The organism is Micromonospora sp. LHW51205 (assembly GCF_003315815.1).
Taxonomy (GTDB): domain Bacteria; phylum Actinomycetota; class Actinomycetes; order Mycobacteriales; family Micromonosporaceae; genus Micromonospora; species Micromonospora chalcea.
Genome location: NZ_QMEZ01000002.1, coordinates 223,504 through 241,409, shown reverse-complemented (window position 1 = coordinate 241,409; position 17,906 = coordinate 223,504). Strand labels below are relative to the sequence as shown.

21 protein-coding genes are annotated in these 17,906 nt (G+C 73.3%); 14 read left to right on the top strand and 7 right to left on the bottom strand.

From position 1 onward, the window contains the following. Positions 1–81: 81 nt before the first annotated feature. Positions 82–654 carry a TetR/AcrR family transcriptional regulator gene (locus DQE82_RS09015; RefSeq protein WP_030503274.1) on the bottom strand — a complete coding sequence of 191 codons (573 nt, stop codon included), beginning with the start codon at positions 652–654 and terminating at the stop codon, positions 82–84. A gap of 104 nt (positions 655–758) precedes the next feature. Between DQE82_RS09015 and DQE82_RS09010 the strand changes: the two genes are divergently transcribed. From DQE82_RS09010 to DQE82_RS09000, 3 genes are all read left to right on the top strand, one after another. Further along, the gene (locus tag DQE82_RS09010) at positions 759–1,604 is read left to right on the top strand and encodes a carbon-nitrogen hydrolase family protein (RefSeq protein ID WP_113972474.1); all 846 of its coding nucleotides are present in this window, start codon (positions 759–761) and stop codon (positions 1,602–1,604) included. 56 nt (positions 1,605–1,660) lie between these two features. Beyond that, complete coding sequence (locus DQE82_RS09005) at positions 1,661–2,305, top strand: HAD family hydrolase (RefSeq protein WP_030503276.1); 645 nt, start codon at positions 1,661–1,663, stop codon at positions 2,303–2,305. A gap of 196 nt (positions 2,306–2,501) precedes the next feature. Next, on the top strand, positions 2,502–3,428 hold the full coding sequence (locus tag DQE82_RS09000; protein ID WP_043329659.1) for a serine protein kinase RIO: 927 nt from the start codon (positions 2,502–2,504) through the stop codon (positions 3,426–3,428). Positions 3,429–3,479: 51 nt separating this feature from the next. On the opposite strand, the gene DQE82_RS08995 is transcribed toward DQE82_RS09000, so the two are convergent. Continuing rightward, a complete protein-coding gene (locus DQE82_RS08995; protein ID WP_030503278.1) occupies positions 3,480–3,728 on the bottom strand; it encodes a DUF2630 family protein in 249 nt (82 codons plus the stop codon). A gap of 311 nt (positions 3,729–4,039) precedes the next feature. Between DQE82_RS08995 and DQE82_RS08990 the strand changes: the two genes are divergently transcribed. From DQE82_RS08990 to DQE82_RS08955, 8 genes are all read left to right on the top strand, one after another. After that, positions 4,040–5,377, top strand: coding sequence for a cytochrome P450 (locus DQE82_RS08990; protein ID WP_176722849.1), 1,338 nt, complete (start codon positions 4,040–4,042; stop codon positions 5,375–5,377). Then, positions 5,374–6,249 carry a terpene synthase family protein gene (locus tag DQE82_RS08985; protein ID WP_113972473.1) on the top strand — a complete coding sequence of 292 codons (876 nt, stop codon included), beginning with the start codon at positions 5,374–5,376 and terminating at the stop codon, positions 6,247–6,249. The genes DQE82_RS08990 and DQE82_RS08985 overlap by 4 nt, the downstream gene beginning before the upstream one ends. Next, entirely contained in the window at positions 6,246–7,793 is a 1,548-nt protein-coding gene (locus tag DQE82_RS08980) for a prenyltransferase/squalene oxidase repeat-containing protein (protein ID WP_113972472.1), read from the top strand. Before DQE82_RS08985 ends, DQE82_RS08980 begins: the two co-directional genes overlap by 4 nt. An 80-nt stretch (positions 7,794–7,873) precedes the next feature. Next, positions 7,874–10,354: a nitrate- and nitrite sensing domain-containing protein gene (locus DQE82_RS08975; RefSeq protein WP_113972471.1), complete on the top strand. Its 2,481-nt coding sequence runs from the start codon at positions 7,874–7,876 to the stop codon at positions 10,352–10,354. A 65-nt stretch (positions 10,355–10,419) separates the two neighbouring features. After that, entirely contained in the window at positions 10,420–10,845 is a 426-nt protein-coding gene (locus DQE82_RS08970; protein ID WP_030503283.1) for a roadblock/LC7 domain-containing protein, read from the top strand. Further along, positions 10,842–11,231, top strand: coding sequence for a DUF742 domain-containing protein (locus DQE82_RS08965; RefSeq protein ID WP_030503284.1), 390 nt, complete (start codon positions 10,842–10,844; stop codon positions 11,229–11,231). The genes DQE82_RS08970 and DQE82_RS08965 overlap by 4 nt, the downstream gene beginning before the upstream one ends. Next, positions 11,212–11,820 carry an ATP/GTP-binding protein gene (locus tag DQE82_RS08960; RefSeq protein WP_043329666.1) on the top strand — a complete coding sequence of 203 codons (609 nt, stop codon included), beginning with the start codon at positions 11,212–11,214 and terminating at the stop codon, positions 11,818–11,820. Before DQE82_RS08965 ends, DQE82_RS08960 begins: the two co-directional genes overlap by 20 nt. 11 nt (positions 11,821–11,831) lie before the next feature. Next, positions 11,832–12,314 carry a GNAT family N-acetyltransferase gene (locus DQE82_RS08955; RefSeq protein WP_104113577.1) on the top strand — a complete coding sequence of 161 codons (483 nt, stop codon included), beginning with the start codon at positions 11,832–11,834 and terminating at the stop codon, positions 12,312–12,314. Between the two features lie 9 nt (positions 12,315–12,323). Here DQE82_RS08955 and DQE82_RS08950 read toward each other — a convergent pair whose 3' ends face one another. After that, positions 12,324–13,172, bottom strand: coding sequence for a LysR family transcriptional regulator (locus DQE82_RS08950; protein WP_043329670.1), 849 nt, complete (start codon positions 13,170–13,172; stop codon positions 12,324–12,326). A gap of 95 nt (positions 13,173–13,267) precedes the next feature. Between DQE82_RS08950 and DQE82_RS08945 the strand changes: the two genes are divergently transcribed. Beyond that, positions 13,268–13,999 (top strand): SDR family oxidoreductase, encoded by a 732-nt coding sequence (locus tag DQE82_RS08945; RefSeq protein ID WP_113972470.1) that lies wholly within the window; start codon positions 13,268–13,270, stop codon positions 13,997–13,999. A 197-nt stretch (positions 14,000–14,196) separates the two neighbouring features. Here the strand turns inward: DQE82_RS08945 and DQE82_RS08940 are convergent, their stop codons facing one another. Beyond that, the gene (locus DQE82_RS08940; protein ID WP_113972469.1) at positions 14,197–14,973 is read right to left on the bottom strand and encodes a hypothetical protein; all 777 of its coding nucleotides are present in this window, start codon (positions 14,971–14,973) and stop codon (positions 14,197–14,199) included. An 82-nt stretch (positions 14,974–15,055) separates the two neighbouring features. Next, positions 15,056–15,526 (bottom strand): YfbM family protein, encoded by a 471-nt coding sequence (locus tag DQE82_RS08935; protein WP_205797677.1) that lies wholly within the window; start codon positions 15,524–15,526, stop codon positions 15,056–15,058. Between the two features lie 84 nt (positions 15,527–15,610). Between DQE82_RS08935 and DQE82_RS08930 the strand changes: the two genes are divergently transcribed. Both DQE82_RS08930 and DQE82_RS08925 read left to right on the top strand, forming a co-directional pair. Continuing rightward, positions 15,611–16,015: an SRPBCC family protein gene (locus DQE82_RS08930; RefSeq protein ID WP_113972468.1), complete on the top strand. Its 405-nt coding sequence runs from the start codon at positions 15,611–15,613 to the stop codon at positions 16,013–16,015. Positions 16,016–16,071: 56 nt separating this feature from the next. After that, on the top strand, positions 16,072–16,302 hold the full coding sequence (locus tag DQE82_RS08925; protein WP_043329678.1) for a hypothetical protein: 231 nt from the start codon (positions 16,072–16,074) through the stop codon (positions 16,300–16,302). Positions 16,303–16,410: 108 nt separating this feature from the next. On the opposite strand, the gene DQE82_RS08920 is transcribed toward DQE82_RS08925, so the two are convergent. Next, the gene (locus tag DQE82_RS08920) at positions 16,411–16,617 is read right to left on the bottom strand and encodes a hypothetical protein (RefSeq protein WP_113972467.1); all 207 of its coding nucleotides are present in this window, start codon (positions 16,615–16,617) and stop codon (positions 16,411–16,413) included. 73 nt (positions 16,618–16,690) lie between these two features. Beyond that, entirely contained in the window at positions 16,691–17,647 is a 957-nt protein-coding gene (locus DQE82_RS08915; protein WP_233514620.1) for a serine protease, read from the bottom strand. Positions 17,648–17,906: the final 259 nt, after the last annotated feature.

Below are 17,906 nucleotides of genomic sequence, written 5' to 3'. Positions count from 1 at the left end.
GGGGTCGCGGCTCATTGTGGAGCAGGCGCGCCAGAGTCGATTTCCTGGAGCGGCGCAGTTACCGGACCGAGACCGGCGGGCTCAGTGCCGGCGCACTGCCTCCTCGACCAGGTCGAGCACCCGGGCCAGGTCGCCGGCCGGGCGGCCCATCGCCAGGTGCAGCACCAAGCCGTCGTAGGCCAGCTCCAGGAACTGGGCCAGCACGTCGATCGGGACGTCGTCGCGCAGCACGCCGGCCTCGCGCTGGCGTACCAGGCGCTCCCGGGTCGCCGCGGCGATGGCTTCGGAACGCTCCGCCCAGCGCTTGGCGAAGGCCGGGTCGGTACGCAGCCGGCGCGAGACCTCCAGCTGGCTGCCGAGCCAGCCGGTCGTGTCGGGCGAGACCGCCCGGGCCAGCAGGTCGCGCATGACCTGCACCAGGCCGTTGCGGGCGACCGTCTCCACCATGGCGGCGGCGTCGTCCTCGGCGACGGCGAGGAACAGGGAGTCCTTGTCCCGGAAGTGGTGGAAGATCGCGCCCCGGGACAGGCCGGTGGCCTCCTCCAGCCGCCGCACTGTGGCGCCCTCGTAGCCGTGCCGGGCGAAACACGCCCGCGCCGCCGCGAGGATCTCCTGCCGGCGCGCGTCGAGCTGGTCCTGACTTACTCTGGGCACGAACGGATCGTCGCAGGTGGAACCGCGTGATGCAAACCGTACGTACGGCTTGAGATGCGAATTCGGAAGATCATCCGGCCGCGTCCGATGGTTAGGATCGGCGTGTGACCGCCCTTCCCGCGCGCCCGCTCACCGTCGCCGCCGTCCAGGCCCAGCCCGTCCCCGGTGACGTCGCCGGCAACGCCCGCGCCGCCGCCCGCCTCGTCGCCCGGGCCGAGGGCGCCCGGGTCGTGGTGCTGCCCGAGCTGTTCCTGCCGGCGTACCACCCGCCGACGCTGGGCGCCGACCCGGAGGGCACCGACGTGGCCGCCGACGCCGACGGCCGGGTCGCCGACCCCCGGCTGGACCCGCTGCGGACCGCCGCCGCCGACGCGGGCGCGGCAGTGGTGATCGGCGCCGCCGTCCGCCACCCCGACCGGCGGCGCACCATCTCCTCGCTCGTGGTGGACCCGGCCGGCACGGTCACCGCCGCGTACGACAAGCAGCAGCTCTGGAGCGGCGAGCGCGAGCTGTTCGACGCCGGCCGCCGGGGCGCCACGCTCGAAGTCGACACGTGGCGGCTGGGCCTGGGCGTCTGCTACGACGGCTGCTTCCCGGAGCACGCGCGGGCGGCGGCCGGGGACGGCGCGCACGGGTACCTCTGCCCGAGCGGCTACCTGGCCGGCTCGGCACACCGCCGCGACCTCTACTACGCCGCCCGGGCGCTGGACAACACGATGTACGTCGTGTTCGCCAACGCGGTCGGCGGCGCGGACCCCTGGCGGTTCAACGGCGGCGCGGCGGTGTACGACCCGGAGGGCCGGCCGCTGGCGCGGGGCGCCGACACCGGCGAGGACGTGCTGGTGGCGACGCTGGACCCGGACGCGCTGGCGGCCACCCGCGCGGCGCACACCATGCTGCTCGACCGGCCGGCGGACGCCGGCGCGGCCCGTACGGCGCTCGTCGCCTGACCGTGGCTGGGCCCGGGGCCCTGTCGGTGCTCCGAGCGTTCCCGTAGGGTGCCCAAGTGCCGTTGCTCCTGCTCGATCTGGACAACACCCTGCTGGACCGCGACGGGCCGTTCCGTGTCTGGGGAGAACGTTTCCTGGCGGGCATCGGCGCGCCGCCCGCCGACCTCGACTGGCTGGTGTCGGTGGACGCCGACGGGCTGACCAACCGGTGGGACGTCGCGGACGCGATCCGCGACCGGTACGCGCTGCGCATCCCCTCGATCGACCTGGTGGACGAGCTGCACGACGGCGTGGTGGCGCACATGCGGCTCGATCCGCTGGTGGCCTGCGCGCTGCGGATCGCCGCCGACGCCGGCTGGGTGCCGGTGGTGGTCACCAACGGCGCGTCCCGTCAACAGGACGCCAAGATCCGCAAGACCGGCCTGGACCGCTACGTCGCCGACTGGGTGATCTCGGAGGAGGCCGGCGTCAGCAAGCCGAACCCGAGGATCTTCGCGCTCGCCGCCCAGCGGGCCCGGATGCCGTTGCGCGGCGCGTGGGTGGTCGGCGACAGCCCGGAGGCGGACATCGGCGGCGCGACCGCGGTGGGCCTGCCCAGTGTCTGGCTGCACCGGGGGCGCCGCTGGTCGGACCCCCGGTTCGCGCCGACCCGGATCGAGGACGGGCTGATCGCGGCCGTCGCCGCAGTGCTGGCCGGCTGACCGGCGGCGCGGGCCGGCAGGCAGCGCGGCGGCACCGCACGGAAATCCGTTGACCCGCGCCGGGGCGCGTACGAGCATGGTGCCGCGCGAGTGCGCAGCCGGGGTGCCCGGTCGAGGAGAGGAGGTCGGTCATGGCCGTTTTCGCAGGGTCGTACCACCTGCCTCCACCAGCCTCGATCGAAGGACAGATCCACCCGTGCGCGATCATGACTTCCCGGCGCCGCAGCGCCGTGGCCGCGGCAAGAGCCGCTTCGACGACGACGAAACCGACTTCCTGAAGCGGGGGCGGCCCACGCCGACCCTCGCCGACCCGGACGCCGAGCCCGACGCGGAGGACAGCTGGTCCTCCTGGGACCGGGCCGTCCACGGCCCCGAGCCGTACCCGGACTGGCTGGTCACCGAACTGGCCGCCCGGGACACCGAGCTGGGGGTGCTCAAGACCGGCAAGGAGGCGGACGTCCACCTGGTCCGCCGCGCCGTGCCGGACACCGACCGCTCGTGCCTGCTGGCGGTCAAGCGGTACCGCGACGCCCAGCACCGGCTCTTCCACCGCGACGCCGGTTACCTGGAGGGCCGCCGGGTACGCCGGTCGCGGGAGATGCGGGCGATGACCGGCCGGACCGCGTTCGGCCGGCAGATGATCGCCGGGCAGTGGGCGGCGGCCGAGTTCGCCGCGCTGTCCCAGCTCTGGGAGATCGGCGCCGCCTCCGGGCGGATCGCGGTGCCCTATCCGGTGCAGCTGCTCGGCACCGAGCTGATGCTCGAGTTCGTCGGCGACGCCGAGGCGGGGGAGGCCGCGCCACGGCTGGCGCAGGTCCGGCCCGACGCCGCCGAGCTGCGTGACCTGTGGGATCAGCTGGTCGAGGCGCTCACCGTGCTGGCCCGGGCCGGGTACGCCCACGGCGACCTGTCTCCGTACAACCTGCTGGTGCACGCGGGCCGGCTGGTGATGATCGACCTGCCGCAGGTGGTCGACGTGGTGGCCAACCCGCAGGGCGGCGAGTTCCTGGGCCGGGACGTGCGGGTGGTGGCCGCCTGGTTCGCCGCCCGCGGGATGCCGGCCACCGTCACCGATCCGGAGGCGCTCACCGAGGCGCTGCTGCGGGAGGCGGGGATCCGCTGACGGGCGGGCGTCCCGGGTGGTCGAGCCGCCCGGGACGCCCACCCGTGCGGGTCATTGCAGGTAGCGCTCGACCTCCGGCACCGGGCGCTCGCCCTGGGCGTCCGGGTCGCCGTGCGCCTGGCGCGCGGCCCGGCGACGGCGCAGCAGGTCCCAGCACTGGTCCAGGGACTCCTCCAGGGCCCGCAGCCGCTCCCGGGCCTCGTCGTCGGTGCCGGACTCGTGCTGCTGCGCGTCGGCCCGCAGCCGGTGCTCCTCGTCGACGAGTTCCGAGATCCGGCTCAGGATGGTCTTGTCGTCCATGCCCGAAGCTTGGCACAGCGGACGGGTCCGCGCCCGCGTTCTGCCGGCGTCCGCGATAGGTGAGCGCTGCTCGCGCTCCGCAACCACCACTGTGTACGGGAGTGACGCACATCCCACGGGCTCCATTCTCGACAAAGAGATTGTTGTTACGTGAAGTATCCTCCGACCTGCCTTTTGATCTGCGGCTCAGGATGGCATGCTCGCGAGCAACGTCACGGGTCGATACGAAGCCGCGACCCTGAGTCAACCGAGGGAGCGTTCAGGTGCCCGAACCAACGGACACACCGGGACCCACCGGCCGACCCCGAACCGTGCCGCTGCGGCAGATCCTGCCGGCGGTGCTCCGCGACCCCGCCCGGGCGCTCATCGACATCGGCAACCGTACCGAAGGTGAACTGGTCCGGCTGAACCTCGGCTCGTTCCGCCCCTACCTCGTCACCCACCCCAAGCACGTGCAGCACGTCCTGCGCGACCGGGCGGACAACTACGAACGAGCAGGCGACGGGCTGTTCTGGCGTCCGGTCAAGCGGCTGTTCGGCGAGGGCATCCTCGGCGAGGGGCAGATCTGGTCGGCCAGCCGGCGCATGCTCCAGCCGATGTTCACCGCCAAACGGGTCGAGGCGCTGGTCGACGGCATGGCCGACGCGATCCGCGACGCGGTCGACGAGCTGGACGAGCCGGCCCGCGCCGGCCGTCCGGTCGACATCGGCGTGGAGCAGGCGCGCATCGTCAGCCGGGCGATCATGAAGGTGCTCTTCGCCGACCGCATCTCGGTGCCGGACGCGATGCGCGTGATCGAGGCGCAGGACCGGATCGCCACCGCCGTCATCCCCCGCATCATCGTGCCGTTCGCGCCGCTGTCGCTGCCGATGCCGGGCGACCGCACGTTCGCCCGTGCCGTACGCATCGTGGACGACGTGCTGGTGCCGATCGTCCGCGAGACCCGCGAGTCCGCCGACCAGGGCGACGACGTCATCTCGACGCTCTGGCAGGCCCGCACCGACGACGGGCGGCAGCTCGACGAGCGGCAGGTCCGCAACGACACAGTGGCCATGTTCGCCGCCACCACCGAGACCACGATCAACGTGCTGACCTGGGCCTGGCCGCACCTGGACCAGCACCCCGAGGTGGCCGAGCGGCTCTACGCCGAGATCGACGAGGTGGTCGGGGGCGAGCCGGTACGCCGCGAGCACCTGAGCCGGCTCACGTACACCCGGATGGTGCTGGACGAACTGCTGCGGCTCTACCCGATCGGGTGGATCATCCCGCGCCGCGCGGTCGCCGGGGACGTCATCGACGGCGTGCCGATCGAGCCCGGCGCGACGATGGCGGTCAGCCCGCTGATCACCCAGCGGATGCGGCAGTTCTGGGACCGCCCGGACGAGTTCGACCCGGAACGGTTCCGGCCCGAGCGGGTCCGGGCCCGGCACCGGTACGCCCACTTCCCGTTCGGCGGCGGGCCGCACCAGTGCCTCGGCATGTACCTGTTCTACCTGGAGGCGCAGCTCATCCTCGCCACCATGCTCAGCCGCTACCGGTTCCGGCTGCACCGCCCCGGCGTACCCGGGTTGCGGCTGGCCGCGGCGCTGCGGCCGCGCGAGCGGGTGGAGCTGACACTCGTCGCGGCCGGGCGGGCGGAGCGGGCATGACCGACGGGCCGACACCGGATTCACTCGCCGTCGCCGCGGAGCAGGGCCGGGTCTGCGCGCTCGCCGCGCAGGGCCAGCGCGGCCTGCGCAAGGCCGCCGCCGCGCACCCCGAGCTGTTCCCCGCGGACCCGTTCGACGCGACGCTGTTCAGCAGCATCGCCCAGGCGATGGCGTTCAGCGCCCCCTGGCACAGCGCCGCCGAGCTGGCCGTGACCAACCGCGCCGTGCTCTGGGGCTTCGCCGTGGACTGGCTGGTCGACCACCAGGCCACCAGCCGGGCCGAGGTCGACCGGATCACCGGTGTCTGCCTGGACGTGCTCGACGGCGCCGGCACCGACGACCCACTGGGCCGGTTCCTGGCCGAGCTGCGCGACGACGTGGCCGCCGCGCCCGGCTACCCGGCGCTGCGCGGCCACTGGCGTGCGGCGATGGAACGCACGCTCGACGCGATGGCCCGCGAGTGGGACTGGCGGCGCACCGGCCGCCCCACGCTCGCCGACTACCTCGCAAACGCCGACAACCTCGCCGCCACAGTGGTCAACGTGGCGCACTGGATCCACACCGGATCGGTGTCCACCGCCGAGGCGATGGACCACGCGGTCGCCGTCAGCGACGAGGTGCAGCGGGCCCTGCGGCTGGTGAACGACCTCGGCACCCACCGCCGCGACGCCGAGTCCGGCGACCTCAACGCGCTGCTGCTGGTGGACGACCCGGCCGAGGTCGAGCGGCGGTTCGCCGAGCAGGTCGACCACTGCCGCGTCCGGCTGGCGAAGCTGGCCGGTGAGGCGCCCCGGGAAGCCGACTTCCTGTCCCGGCAGCTCGGCTTCACCACCGGCTTCTACCGCAACACCGACTTCTGGGGCGTGCGGTGACGCTCACCGCCGGATCGGTGCCCGCCACCCGGTCCGGGACCGCGCACGACCTGGTCGCCGCGCTCACCGGCGAGCCGGCCGGGCAGACGTCGCCGTCGGTCTACGAGACCGCTCGGCTGGTCGCGCTCGCGCCCTGGCTGGACGGCCACGACCGGCGCCTGGCCTGGCTGCTGGCCCGGCAGCGGCCGGACGGCGGCTGGGGCGGTCCCGGCGGGTACGCGCTGGTGCCGACGCTGAGCGCGGTCGAGGCGCTGCTGACCGTGCTGCGCCGCGACGGCCCGGCCGCCGTGCCGGCCGCCGCGGCCCACCGGGGCCTGACGTTCCTGTCCGGCGCGCTGCGCGGCGACGCCCCGCCCGACCTGCCGGCCACCGACCTGATCGTGCCCGCGCTGCTCACCGCCGTGGACCGGCACCTCACCGGACCGGCCGGGCCGCCACCCGGGCTGGCCGAGTGGGCCGGCCGGCCCCGCCTGCCGCTGCCGGCCGGTCTCGACCCGGCCCGCCTGACCCGGGTACGCGCGCTGCTGGCCGCCGGGCGGCCCGTGCCGGAGAAGCTGGCGCACGCGCTGGAGGTCGCCGGTGAGCTGGCGTACCGGGCGGCCGGCGTGCGTCCCTCGGCCAGCGGCGCGGTGGGCGCCTCCCCGGCCGCCACTGCCGCCTGGCTGGGCCGTCCGGAGCCCGGAGCGGCGCTGGACTATCTGCGCGCGGTGGCCCGGCCCGGCCCGGTGCCCTGCGCCAGCCCGATCACCGTCTTCGAGCGCGCCTGGGTGCTCGGCATCCTGGTCCGGGCCGGTGTGCCGGTCGGCGCGCCCGAGCCGGTGCTCACCGAGCTGCGCGCCGCCGTCGGCCCGTCCGGCGCGGCCACCGCGCCCGGCCTGCCCGCCGACGCGGACACCACAGCTGTCGCGCTCTACGCGCTGGCCCGGCTGGGCCGCGCCCCCGGCGTCGGGCCGCTGGCCGGGTTCGACACCGGGCGGCACTTCTGCACCTGGCCGGGGGAGGACGGCGCGTCGCTGACCACTAACGCGCACGTGCTCGACGCGCTCGGCGAGCAGCCGAGCGGACCCGGCGTCACCGGCGCCCGCCGCCGGGTCACCGAGTGGCTGGTGGAGCGGCAGCAGCCGGACGGGCGCTGGGAGGACCGCTGGCACGCCTCGGCCTGCTACGCCACATACGCGGTGCTGCTGGCGCTGGCCGACCACGCGCCCGACGGCACGGCGCGTGCCGCCGTCGAGCGGGGCGTCGCCTGGCTGCTGGACACGCAGCGCCCGGACGGCTCCTGGGGACTGTGGCACGGCACCGCCGAGGAGACCGCGTACGCGGTGCTCGCCCTGGCCGGCGCGGGCCGTTCCGGGGACGCGCGGATCGCCGCGGCGCTCGCCCGCGGACGCCGTCGACTGTCCGAGCTGGACGGATGCGACGACGAACCGGCACTATGGCACGACAAGGATCTCTACCGCCCGACGCAGATCGTGCGCGCGGCGGTGCTGGCGGCCTCCGGCCGCGCCGTCGAGGCCGGACCCACCATGATCAGGATCGCTTGAATGGAGTTCACGACGGCTGCTAGCGTGCGCCGGAGTCGATCGGATTTCGGACCGACCGTAGACCGGGCCAGGACGGTGTGATGGGTTCCCGCAGTACGAATCTCCGTACGAAGATCATCGCGCTGCTGGCGTCGCTGACCGCGCTCTGGGCGTTCGCCGCGTGGGTGACCGTGCGGGACGGGTTCAACCTGCTCGGCGTGCAGACGCTCAACGCGCGCGTCTTCGAGCCGAGCGACCCGCTGCTGCAGGAGCTGCAGGCCGAGCGGCGGCTGTCGCTGCGCTATCTGGGCGAGTCCGATCCGGGCCGGCTGCGGGAGCTGGACGCCCAGCGCGCCCGTACCGACGAGACCGCCACCGCGCTGTGGCGCTCGGTGCAGGACTGGCGTACCGAGATCCCGGCCAGCGAGGAGCTGATGCAGCGGCTCGGCGAGCTGAAGACCGAGCTGGACCAGATCGGCCAGGTACGCGCCGACGTCAGCCGCAAGACCATCGACCGCACCGCCACGCTCACCGCGTACGACGAGGCGGTCGACGCGATCTTCGCCGTCTTCGACGCGCTCGGCGGCCTCGACGACGACGAGATCGCCAAGGACACCGCCGCGCTCATCGACCTCAACCGGTCCCGGGAGCTGCTGTCCCAACAGGACGCGCTGATCACCGGTGCGATCGCGGCCAACCGGATCACCGTGGCCGAGCAGACCGCGTTCGCCCGCCTGGTCGGCGCGCAGTGGTTCCTCGCCGACCGCACCGCCCGGGAGCTCGCCCCGACCGACCGCGCACGCTTCGAGCGGATGGTCGAGGGCGACGCGTTCCAGCAGTTGCAGACCCTTCAGGACCGGGTCCTCGCGGCCAAGGGCGCCGACGTGCGCCCGCCGGTGACCGCAGCGGCGTGGCAGGCCGCCGCCGAGCAGGCGATGGCCGACCTGCGCGGGGTGATCCTGGCCGGCGGCGAGGACATCGTGTCCCGGGCCATGCCGGTAGCGATCGGCGTCATCGTGCGGCTGGTGCTCGCCGCCGGTCTCGGCCTGCTCGCCGTCATCGCCTCCGTGGTCGTCTCGATCACCACGGCCCGGTCGCTGGTGCGGCAGCTCGAACGGCTGCGCGAGGCGGCCTTCAACCTGGCGCACGAGCGGCTGCCGAGCGTGGTGGAGCGGCTGGGCCGCGGCGATGAGGTGGACGTCGCCCGCGAGGCGCCGCCGTTGCAGTTCGGCGACGACGAGATCGGCCAGGTGGGCAAGGCGTTCAACGTCGTGCAGGAGACCGCCGTCCGCACCGCCGTCGAGCAGGCCGAGCTGCGCCGCAGCGTACGCGACGTCTTCCTCAGCCTGGCCCGGCGCACCCAGGCGCTCGTGCACCGGCAGCTCACGCTGCTGGACGCGATGGAACGCCGGGAACACGACGCCGAGGAGCTGGAGGACCTGTTCCGGGTCGACCACCTGGCCACCCGGATGCGGCGCAACGCGGAGAACCTGATCGTGCTCTCCGGCTCCACGCCCGGCCGGGCCTGGCGACGCAACGTGCCGATGGTCGACGTGGTCCGCGGCGCGGTAGCCGAGGTCGAGGACTACACCCGGGTCACGGTGCGCCCGCTCGGCGAGGTGTCGCTGACCGGCCGCGCCGTCGGTGACGTCATCCACCTGCTGGCCGAGCTGATCGAGAACGGGCTCTCCTTCTCGCCGCCGCAGACCACTGTCGAGGTTCGCGGTCAGCTCGTGGCGAACGGCTTCGCCATCGAGATCGAGGACCGGGGCCTCGGCATGAGCCCCGACGAGCTGGCCGCCGCCAACGCGCGCATCGTCGACCGGTCCGAGCTGAACCTGGCCGACGCCGCCCGGCTGGGCCTGTTCGTGGTCAGCCGGCTCACCGAGCGGCACGGCGTCAAGGTGCAGCTCAAGGAATCCGCGTACGGCGGGACCACCGCCGTGGTGCTGATCCCGCGTGAACTGATCACCGCTGACGGCGCCGACGCGGCCGAGGCCCTTCCCGCACCCGGGACGGCCCTGCCCGTGGCGCCCGCGCCGGACCCGGTGCGGAGCACTCCGGTCGGCGACGGGCCGGCGATCCCGTCCGGCCCGGACGGCGCCGCCGAACCGGACCAGCCGGCCGAGCCCGCCCCGCAGGTGCCGGAGCCGGTGACGCGGGCGCCCCGGCTGACCCCGTCCGGGCTGCCGGCGCGTACCCGCAAGCGGCAGCCCGCGGTGGCCGGGCCCACCACGGAGCTGGCGGTGGTGGAGCGGCGGCCCGCCGCCACGACCGACGCGGCGGAGGCGTCGCCGGCGACGGAGCCGGAGACCGAGGCGGAGACGACGCCGGTCACCGACGCAGGACTGCCGGTCCGGGTACGCCAGGCCAGCCTCGCGCCGGAACTGCGGCACGACCAGACCGAGGCGGACGACGACGCCGCCGACGATGACACGGCGCGTGCACCGGAGCAGGTGCGCCGGATGATGAGCTCCTACCAGAGCGGCACCCGACGCGGCCGTACCGATGCCGCGCGCCTGCTCGGCGGGGCTCAGGGGGCCGGCGGTGCGCCGGCCGACGCGGACGAGCAGGTTACCTGACCGGGACGTCGACGCGACGGAAACCGGAAGCTGACGGCACACAGCCGGAAAGAAGAGGACGACGAGTGGCGCAGAAGACGGCTTCGAGCGCGGATCTGACGTGGCTGCTGGATGACCTGGTCGGCCGGGTCAAGCAGGCGGAGCACGCCGTGGCGCTCTCCACCGACGGACTGCTGATGGCCTCGTCCCGCGGATTGAGCCGGGACGACGGCGAGCACCTGGCCGCCATGGCGGCGGGCATCCAGAGCCTGGCCCGTGGCGCGGGCAAGCGGTTCGGCGGCGGGCAGGTGCAGCAGACCATCATCGAGATGCAGTCCTCCTTCCTGTTCGTCACAGCGGCCGGGCGTAACGCCTGCCTGGCGGTGCTGGCCTCGGAGGACGCGGATGTCGGCCTGATCGCGTACGAGATGGCCATGCTCGTCACCCGGGTCGGCCGGTTCGTCGCGTCACCGACCCGGGAACAGCCCCTCGGCGAGAACGCGGCACGATGACCGGCCGGGGGGAGTCCGCGGAGCAGGAGTGGGTGGACGACCACGCCGGCCCGGTGGTGCGCCCGTACGCGGTCACCGGCGGCCGGGCCCGCCCGGTGACCGGCACGTTCGACCTGATCTCGCTGGTCACCGCGACCCGCACGGATGTCGGGTCGGAGTCCGGGCTGGGCCCGGAGCACGTGGCGATAGTCGGCCTCTGCCAGCGGATTCTCTCCGTGGCCGAGATCGCCGCCCATCTCGACCTGCCGGTGGGCACGGTCCGGGTCCTCCTCGGAGACCTGGCCGCCCGCAGTCTGGTGCAGGTACGCGAGCCGCGCGCGACCACCGCCGGCCTTCCCGACGAGCACGTTTTCGAGGCGGTTATCAATGGACTACGGGCGCTCTGAGCGGCCGGCGGGCGCCGGGCCGCTGCCCACCGCGATCAAGATCCTGATCGCGGGCGGGTTCGGCGTCGGCAAGACCACCATGGTGGGCGCGGTCAGCGAGACCAAGCCGCTGCGCACCGAGGAGGTGCTGACCGAAACCGGGATCGGCATCGACGACCTGTCCGGCGTGGAGGAGAAGTCGACCACCACCGTGGCGATGGACTTCGGCCGGATCACCATCAGCGACGACCTGGTGCTCTACCTGTTCGGCACGCCCGGGCAGGACCGGTTCTGGTTCGTCTGGGACGAGCTGGCGCTCGGCGCGCTCGGGGCGGTGGTGCTCGCCGACACGCGCCGCCTGGCGGACTGCTTCCCGTCGATCGACTACTTCGAGGGGCGCGGCACGCCGTTCGTGGTGGCGGTGAACTGCTTCGAGGGGGCCAAGAAGTTCCGGCTCGACGAGGTGCAGGCGGCGCTCGACCTGGACCCGGGCGTACCGGTGGTGCTGTGCGACGCGCGCAAGCGTGAGTCGGCCAAGGAGGTGCTGATCACGCTGCTGGAACACGCCATGAAGCTGCGCGAGGCGCGCCGCCGCGCCGCCGGCGACTGAGGCTGCGTCGCATGACCGAGCTGAGTGTCCGGGCGATGTCACCGGAGGAGTTCGACAGCTGGCAGGACGAGCTTGCCGCCGGGTACGCGCGCGAGCACGTCACGGCCGGCAACTGGACGCCCGAGGAGGCGCTCGACCGGGCCCGGGAGGCCACCGCCGGCTTCCTGCCGCAGGGCATGGCCACGCCCGGCATGCTGTTCCTGGTCGGCGAGCTTGCCGACGGCTCACCGGTCGGCTGGCTGTGGATCGGCCTGACCCACCCGCGCGGTCTCGCCGACTGCGCGTTCCTCTACGACATCGAGGTGGCCGCCGGGCACCGGGGCCGGGGGCTCGGGCGGGCGCTGCTCGCGGCGGGGGAGCGGGTGGCCCGGGAGCACGGCGCCCAGGCGCTGGAGCTGAACGTCTTCGGCACCAACGAGACGGCGCGCAAGCTGTACGAGACGTCGGGATACCGGGTGGTCACCCAGCAGATGCGCAAGGACCTGCCCGCCTAGGCACGGGCGTCAGAGGCGGGTGGCGGTCCGGATCAGGCCGGCCAGCGCCCGGGACCGGCTGTGCGGTGGCCACGCGATGACCGTGGTCACCGCCGGCGCGTCCGGCACCGGCACGGTGGCCAGGTCGGCGAGCAGCAGCGACCGGGCCGACTCCGGCAGCACCACCACGGTCCGGCCGAGCGCGATGAGCTGGAACAACTGGGCGTGGTCCCGGACCTCGGGGCCGGGCCCGTCCGGATACGACCCGTCGGCCCGGGGCCAGCGCGGCATGGGCAGGCCCGGCAGCGCCTCCACCTCGGCCATCAGCAGGTGCGGTCGCCGGGCCAGCGGATGCCCGGCCGGCAGGATCGCCACCTGCGGCTCGGTGATCAGCTCTTCGGTGTCCAGCCCGGTCGTCGAGTCGTACGGCAGGTGCAGCAGCGCCACGTCGGCCCGCCCGTCGCGCAGCAGCCGTTCCTGCTCGCCGATGCCGCACAGCAGAACCTCGACCGGGACCGCGTCCGGCTCGGCGGCGTACGCGCCGAGCAGTTTCGGCAGCAGCTCGCTCGACGCCCCGGTCTTGGTCGCCAGCACCAGCCCGGGGCCACCGGTAGCGGCCTGCCCGGCGCGTCGGGTGCGGCGGTCGGCGGCGGCCACGGCGTCGAGTGCGGCCCGGCCCTCCCGCAGCAGCACCGACCCGGCCGCGGTGAGCGCGACGCTGCGGCTGTCCCGCTCCAGCAGAGTCACGCCGAGACGGCGTTCGAGCTGCCGGATCGCTCGCGACAGCGGCGGCTGGGCGATGCCCAGGCGGCGCGCGGCGCGGCCGAAGTGCAGCTCCTCGGCGACCGCCACGAAGTAGCGAAGCTCCCGCGTCTCCATCTCGCCACCGTACCGCCGCATCGATACCTTCCGGGTATCGCGCGCCACCGAAGCGGTGTTGGAGGCCCGCGCGGCCCGCGGACAGGATCGAGGGCATGAGCGAACGGACGATCGCGCTGGTGACCGGCGCGAACAAGGGAATCGGGTACGAGATCGCGGCCGGCCTGGGCGCGCTCGGCTGGCGGGTGGGCGTCGGCGCCCGGGACGAGCGGCGGCTCGCCGAGGCGGTGGCGAAGCTGCGCGCGGGCGGCGTGGACGCGTTCGGCGTACCGCTGGACGTCACCGACGACGCGAGCGTTTCCGCCGCCGCCCGGCTGCTGGAGACGGAGGCCGGCGGTCTGGACGTGCTCGTCAACAACGCGGGCGTGACAGGTGGCGTGCCGCAGCACCCGGGCGACGTCGACCTCGCGACCATCCGGACCGCCGTCGAGGTGAACGTGATCGGGGTGGTCCGGGTGACCGAGGCGATGCTGCCGCTGCTGCGCCGCTCGGCGTCGCCCCGGATCGTCAACATGTCCAGCGGTGTCGGCTCGCTGACCCGGCAGAGCGCCTCCACCGGAGAGGACCAGACCGGGCCGCTGTCGGTGGCTTACTCACCGTCGAAGAGCATGCTCAACGCGGTGACCATCCAGTACGCGCGGGCGCTGGCGGACACCGGCATCCTGATCAACGCCGCCTGCCCGGGCTTCACCGCCACCGACCTCAACAGCTTCCGCGGTGTGCGGACCCCGCAGCAGGGCGCGGCGATCGCGATCCGGCTCGCGACGCTGCCCGACGACGGGCCGACCGGCGGCTACTTCGAGGACGCGGGCACGATCCCGTGGTGACTCCGGTCAGCGTCTAGACGTGACTGAGCGTGACGCTCACGGCGGGACATGTTGCTGTTGAGCGGTATACCTCAGAGTCATAACTATGACTCTGAGGTATACCGCTCTCAGGTGACGTCATCTTTCCCCAGACGACACGCCCGGACATGCGGTGGTCCATCAGAGCGCGGTGCGGACCGGCTGTCGAGGGTGGCCCGTCAGAACCACATCACCGGGTTGCCGGTGGCCACCGACGCCGCGCACAGCCGGCGCAGCGGCTCCACGATGTAGGCGAAGTCGTTGCCCGACCGGCTCCGGGTCCGCACCGCGAGCCGTTCGGGCGGCGGCTCGCCGTGCTCGCCCACGGGTCGCATCGCCAGCACCGTCCGTGTCCCGCCGGCGGTGAGCTCCACCCGGTCGCCGGGCAGCGGCCGCTGGCCGAACCGGACGGCCCGGAACAGCGTGGCGGGCGGGTCGGCGGTGTCGACGACGAAGAAGCCGTCCGGGTCGACCCCGGCCCGGAAGTCCGGGCCGAGCATGAACACCCCGTGGTAGCTCTCGACGTACTGCATCAGCACCCGGCCGGTCGCCTCGTCGATCAGTTCGACCCCGTCGGTGATCCGATCGGTGCGCGCGAACGCGTCCAGCTCGGCGAGCGCCACCGCCGCCCGGTCGGCCGGCAGCGAGCCGCCGTTGAGGTTCGGCAGCGCGGTGGCGAGCGTCGGGAAGCGCTCCGGGCCGGCGGCGCGTAGCGCCTGCTGGAACAGCCGTACGCCGGCCCAGTTGGAAACGTGCTCGCTCGCCTGCTCCATGGCCTTGTGCGGGCACGCCTCCGCCAGCCAGGCGTCGAACGTGCGGTGCGCGGCCTCGTTGCCCTCCCACTGCCGCAACAGCGCGAGACAGCCGTCCTCGTCGATGCCGACCGGTTCGACCGGGCACGGCGTGGTGAGGCCGTCCTGCCAGCACCGGCAGTACACGAACGCGTCGAGTCCCACGCCGGCACGCTACCGGCGCCCGATCGTCGGCGCGTACCCGCTTTCCCCCGGTTCGTTTCCGGCGGCCCACTTCGGGCGCGGGTCACGTGATGGCGAGCAGCATGCCGTCCCCCTGTTCGGCCGCGGCGCGGTAGAAGTCACGCAGCGCGGTGAAGTTCGGCAGCAGGTAGGCGTCGAACTCGTCGGCGCCGTCGTCCCAGATGTGCGGGTAGATCTCGGCCTCCGACAAGGCTGCCGGGTCGAAGCGGGCCCGCAGCGTCGCCTCGTCGATCGCGTCGAGCCCGCCGGCCACAGCGCGGACGGCGTCGGGCATCAGCAGCCGGGCCGGGCCCATCCCCAGGTCCGGCCCGATCGGGTCACCACCCAGGACGGCCGGCCCGGCGTCGCCCCGGATCTCGTACGTGTCGCCGGTCAGTAGGTAGTGCAGCCCGTGCCACGCCTTGTCGAGGTCGAGCTCGTCCGGGCCACCCTGGAACAGGGTGTCGACCTTCTCCGGGTCGGCGAGGACCGCCGCCAGCTCCTCGGCGGACAGCCGGCGTGCGTTGAAGATCATGCCCACGGGGTGCCTCTCGGGGGTGCCGGTCGGAATCGGCGGCAGCGTAGCGTGCGCTTGCGACAGGCATGGCACCATCGGCTCATGGCCACTGACACCCGCCACCTCGCCGTCCACATCGACCGTCCGGTCGCGGAGGTCTACGCCTTCGCCGCCGATCCGGCGAACCTGCCCCGCTGGGCGCCGGGCCTCGGCGGTTCGGTGAACCTCGTCGACGGCCAGTGGTTCGTGGACACACCCGAAGGGCGGGCGCGGCTCACGTTCGCCCCGGCCAACGAGTACGGCGTGCTCGACCACGAGGTGCGGACGCCGTCGGGCGAGACGGTGTACGTGCCGTTGCGCGCCATCGCCGACGGCAACGCCACCGAGGTGGTGTTCAGCCTGCGCCGGATGCCCGGCATGAGCGACACGGACTTCGACCGGGACACCGCGCTGGTCGAGGCGGACCTGGCCCGGCTCAAGGCCGTGCTGGAGAGCGCCGCCGGCTGAGAGGCGCGCGTGGTCAGTCGGCAGTCCGGCCCCGACAGTGGCAAGGAGGGCGCGTCATGCCCCTGCTGCGGATCCACCTCGACAGCGACCCGACCACCGCCCGCCGCGTCCTGCAGACGCATCGCGAGGGCGGCGTGCATCACGAGTCGCGGGAAGCGGCCCGGGAGCAGGTGTGGCGCCAGGGCCGCACCCCGGCCGGTGACCCGGTCTTCGTCGGCATCACCAACGGACGCCGCAACGTGCAACTGCTCTACGACGTCGAGGTCTACTCCGATACCGTCCCGTGAACGCACGCGGCACTCGCGCCCTGAAATGGGAATTGCGCGCCGGGCTCGGCCGGTGATCGTGAGCGGGACGAAATTCGACGCACCTGGGCGCCGAATGCAATTCTTGATTCAGTCGCCGATCGCGTCCCGCATGCGTTCCCTCGTCCAGTATTCGGACGGGTCGGTGGCACCCGGGCTCGGATTGTGGGTCGCGACCACCGGGCCGGGCTGCGCCGGCCGCGCCGCGCCGCCGTCGCGCGCCGCGACGACCACGACGGCCACAGCCACGGCGAGCGCCGCGACGGCGGCCGCGCCGAGCAGTACACGATGTGACATGTCGCCTCCTCCGGACCGGTCGACCGGTGCCGGTCCGCCTGGTGCGCCGGCGGCACACCAGGCGGACCGTCGTTCACCAGGTGTCGTTCGCGTACGTGTTGTAGAGCGTCCCCACCACCGCGGCGGAGAAGTACGGCGAGCCGTTCGTGTTCGTGCCGCTCGAGTAGCTCATCACCCCGTGCACGTCACCGCGCCTGGTGGTGTTGTCATAGCTGTAGTACCACGGGCCGCCGCTCGAACCGCCCCCGAAGCCGCAGTTCATCTCGATCCGGTTGCTGCCCGCGTCCCGCGACGTGCCCGAGCAGACCCACTGGATCTCGCCGCTGTCCTTGTTGCTCGGGTAGCCGAAGACGTCGTAGTGGTACGCGCGCCCACCGCCGGTGAGCAGGCCGTTCGCGCCGACCGCGTCCACGATCGACCGGCTGCCGTAGACGAGCGCGACCGCCACGTCGTACTGCCGCTCGCGGGTGCTGATCCAGCCGCTGGGCACCGCGAGCGTGGACCAGTCCCAGGTGCCGTACGGCTGCGCGCCGTTGCGGTAGGACGGCACGAACATCCAGTTCGCGGTGTGCCAGTCCCGGCCCGGCCCGTCGTGCACGCAGTGTGCGGCGGTGAAGACCATGTTGCGCGCCGGGCTGTTCACCACGCTCGCCGAGCAGTAATGGCCCAGGCCGTCGGTCGAGCTGGTGTAGAAGATCTTCCCCACCGTGATCGACTCGTTGAGCTGGGCGCCGAAGCCGCTGCCGTCCTTCGGCGCCACCGCCTCCGCGAAGCGCCGTACCCGCTCCGCCGTGGGGCTCTGGGTGACCGGGCCGGCGGCCTTCTCCACCTCGTCGGCGGGAGTGGCCGCCGCCATCCGCTCGGCCGTCCAGTATGCCCTGGCCTGCCCGGCCGACGACCCCACCTTGCGCTCGATCGAGGTCACCGCGGCCGGAGCAGCGGTGCCGGAGGTGGTGCCGGTGGTGGCCTGAGCCGGAGTGCCGGCGAGGATCGTCGGCAGGATCAGGATCGGCAATACCAGAAGTCTCATCGACGTTTTCATGAATTCCTTCCCAGTGTTTCGATTCCCGTATCGAAAACTGGAGCGCCCCCGTGGTTCGTCGCGACAACCGAAACGTATCGACGGGCTTCGGCGCATGTCAATGAATCATGGATGTCGATTCTGTGCATTGTCGGATGTGCGATCGGTCGCTGCGGGAATTCCATCCAGTCGCAATTTTTCGGGGTGGATGAGGTACGCAAAAGGGCCGCCCCCCGCCGGAGCGGGAAGCGGCCCTCGGTGAGCCGTA

What these genes read in the sequence shown, in the direction of transcription:
- DQE82_RS08995 (WP_030503278.1), bottom strand. Translation starts at nt 3,728, where the DNA reads ATGGACGACAAGACCATCCTGAGCCGGATCTCGGAACTCGTCGACGAG.
- DQE82_RS08985 (WP_113972473.1), top strand. Translation starts at nt 5,374, where the DNA reads ATGACCGACGGGCCGACACCGGATTCACTCGCCGTCGCCGCGGAGCAG.
- DQE82_RS08975 (WP_113972471.1), top strand. Translation starts at nt 7,874, where the DNA reads ATGGGTTCCCGCAGTACGAATCTCCGTACGAAGATCATCGCGCTGCTG.
- DQE82_RS08965 (WP_030503284.1), top strand. Translation starts at nt 10,842, where the DNA reads ATGACCGGCCGGGGGGAGTCCGCGGAGCAGGAGTGGGTGGACGACCAC.
- DQE82_RS08960 (WP_043329666.1), top strand. Translation starts at nt 11,212, where the DNA reads ATGGACTACGGGCGCTCTGAGCGGCCGGCGGGCGCCGGGCCGCTGCCC.
- DQE82_RS08955 (WP_104113577.1), top strand. Translation starts at nt 11,832, where the DNA reads ATGACCGAGCTGAGTGTCCGGGCGATGTCACCGGAGGAGTTCGACAGC.
- DQE82_RS08950 (WP_043329670.1), bottom strand. Translation starts at nt 13,172, where the DNA reads ATGGAGACGCGGGAGCTTCGCTACTTCGTGGCGGTCGCCGAGGAGCTG.
- DQE82_RS08945 (WP_113972470.1), top strand. Translation starts at nt 13,268, where the DNA reads ATGAGCGAACGGACGATCGCGCTGGTGACCGGCGCGAACAAGGGAATC.
- DQE82_RS08935 (WP_205797677.1), bottom strand. Translation starts at nt 15,526, where the DNA reads ATGATCTTCAACGCACGCCGGCTGTCCGCCGAGGAGCTGGCGGCGGTC.
- DQE82_RS08930 (WP_113972468.1), top strand. Translation starts at nt 15,611, where the DNA reads ATGGCCACTGACACCCGCCACCTCGCCGTCCACATCGACCGTCCGGTC.
- DQE82_RS08925 (WP_043329678.1), top strand. Translation starts at nt 16,072, where the DNA reads ATGCCCCTGCTGCGGATCCACCTCGACAGCGACCCGACCACCGCCCGC.
- DQE82_RS08920 (WP_113972467.1), bottom strand. Translation starts at nt 16,617, where the DNA reads ATGTCACATCGTGTACTGCTCGGCGCGGCCGCCGTCGCGGCGCTCGCC.
- DQE82_RS08915 (WP_233514620.1), bottom strand. Translation starts at nt 17,647, where the DNA reads ATGAGACTTCTGGTATTGCCGATCCTGATCCTGCCGACGATCCTCGCC.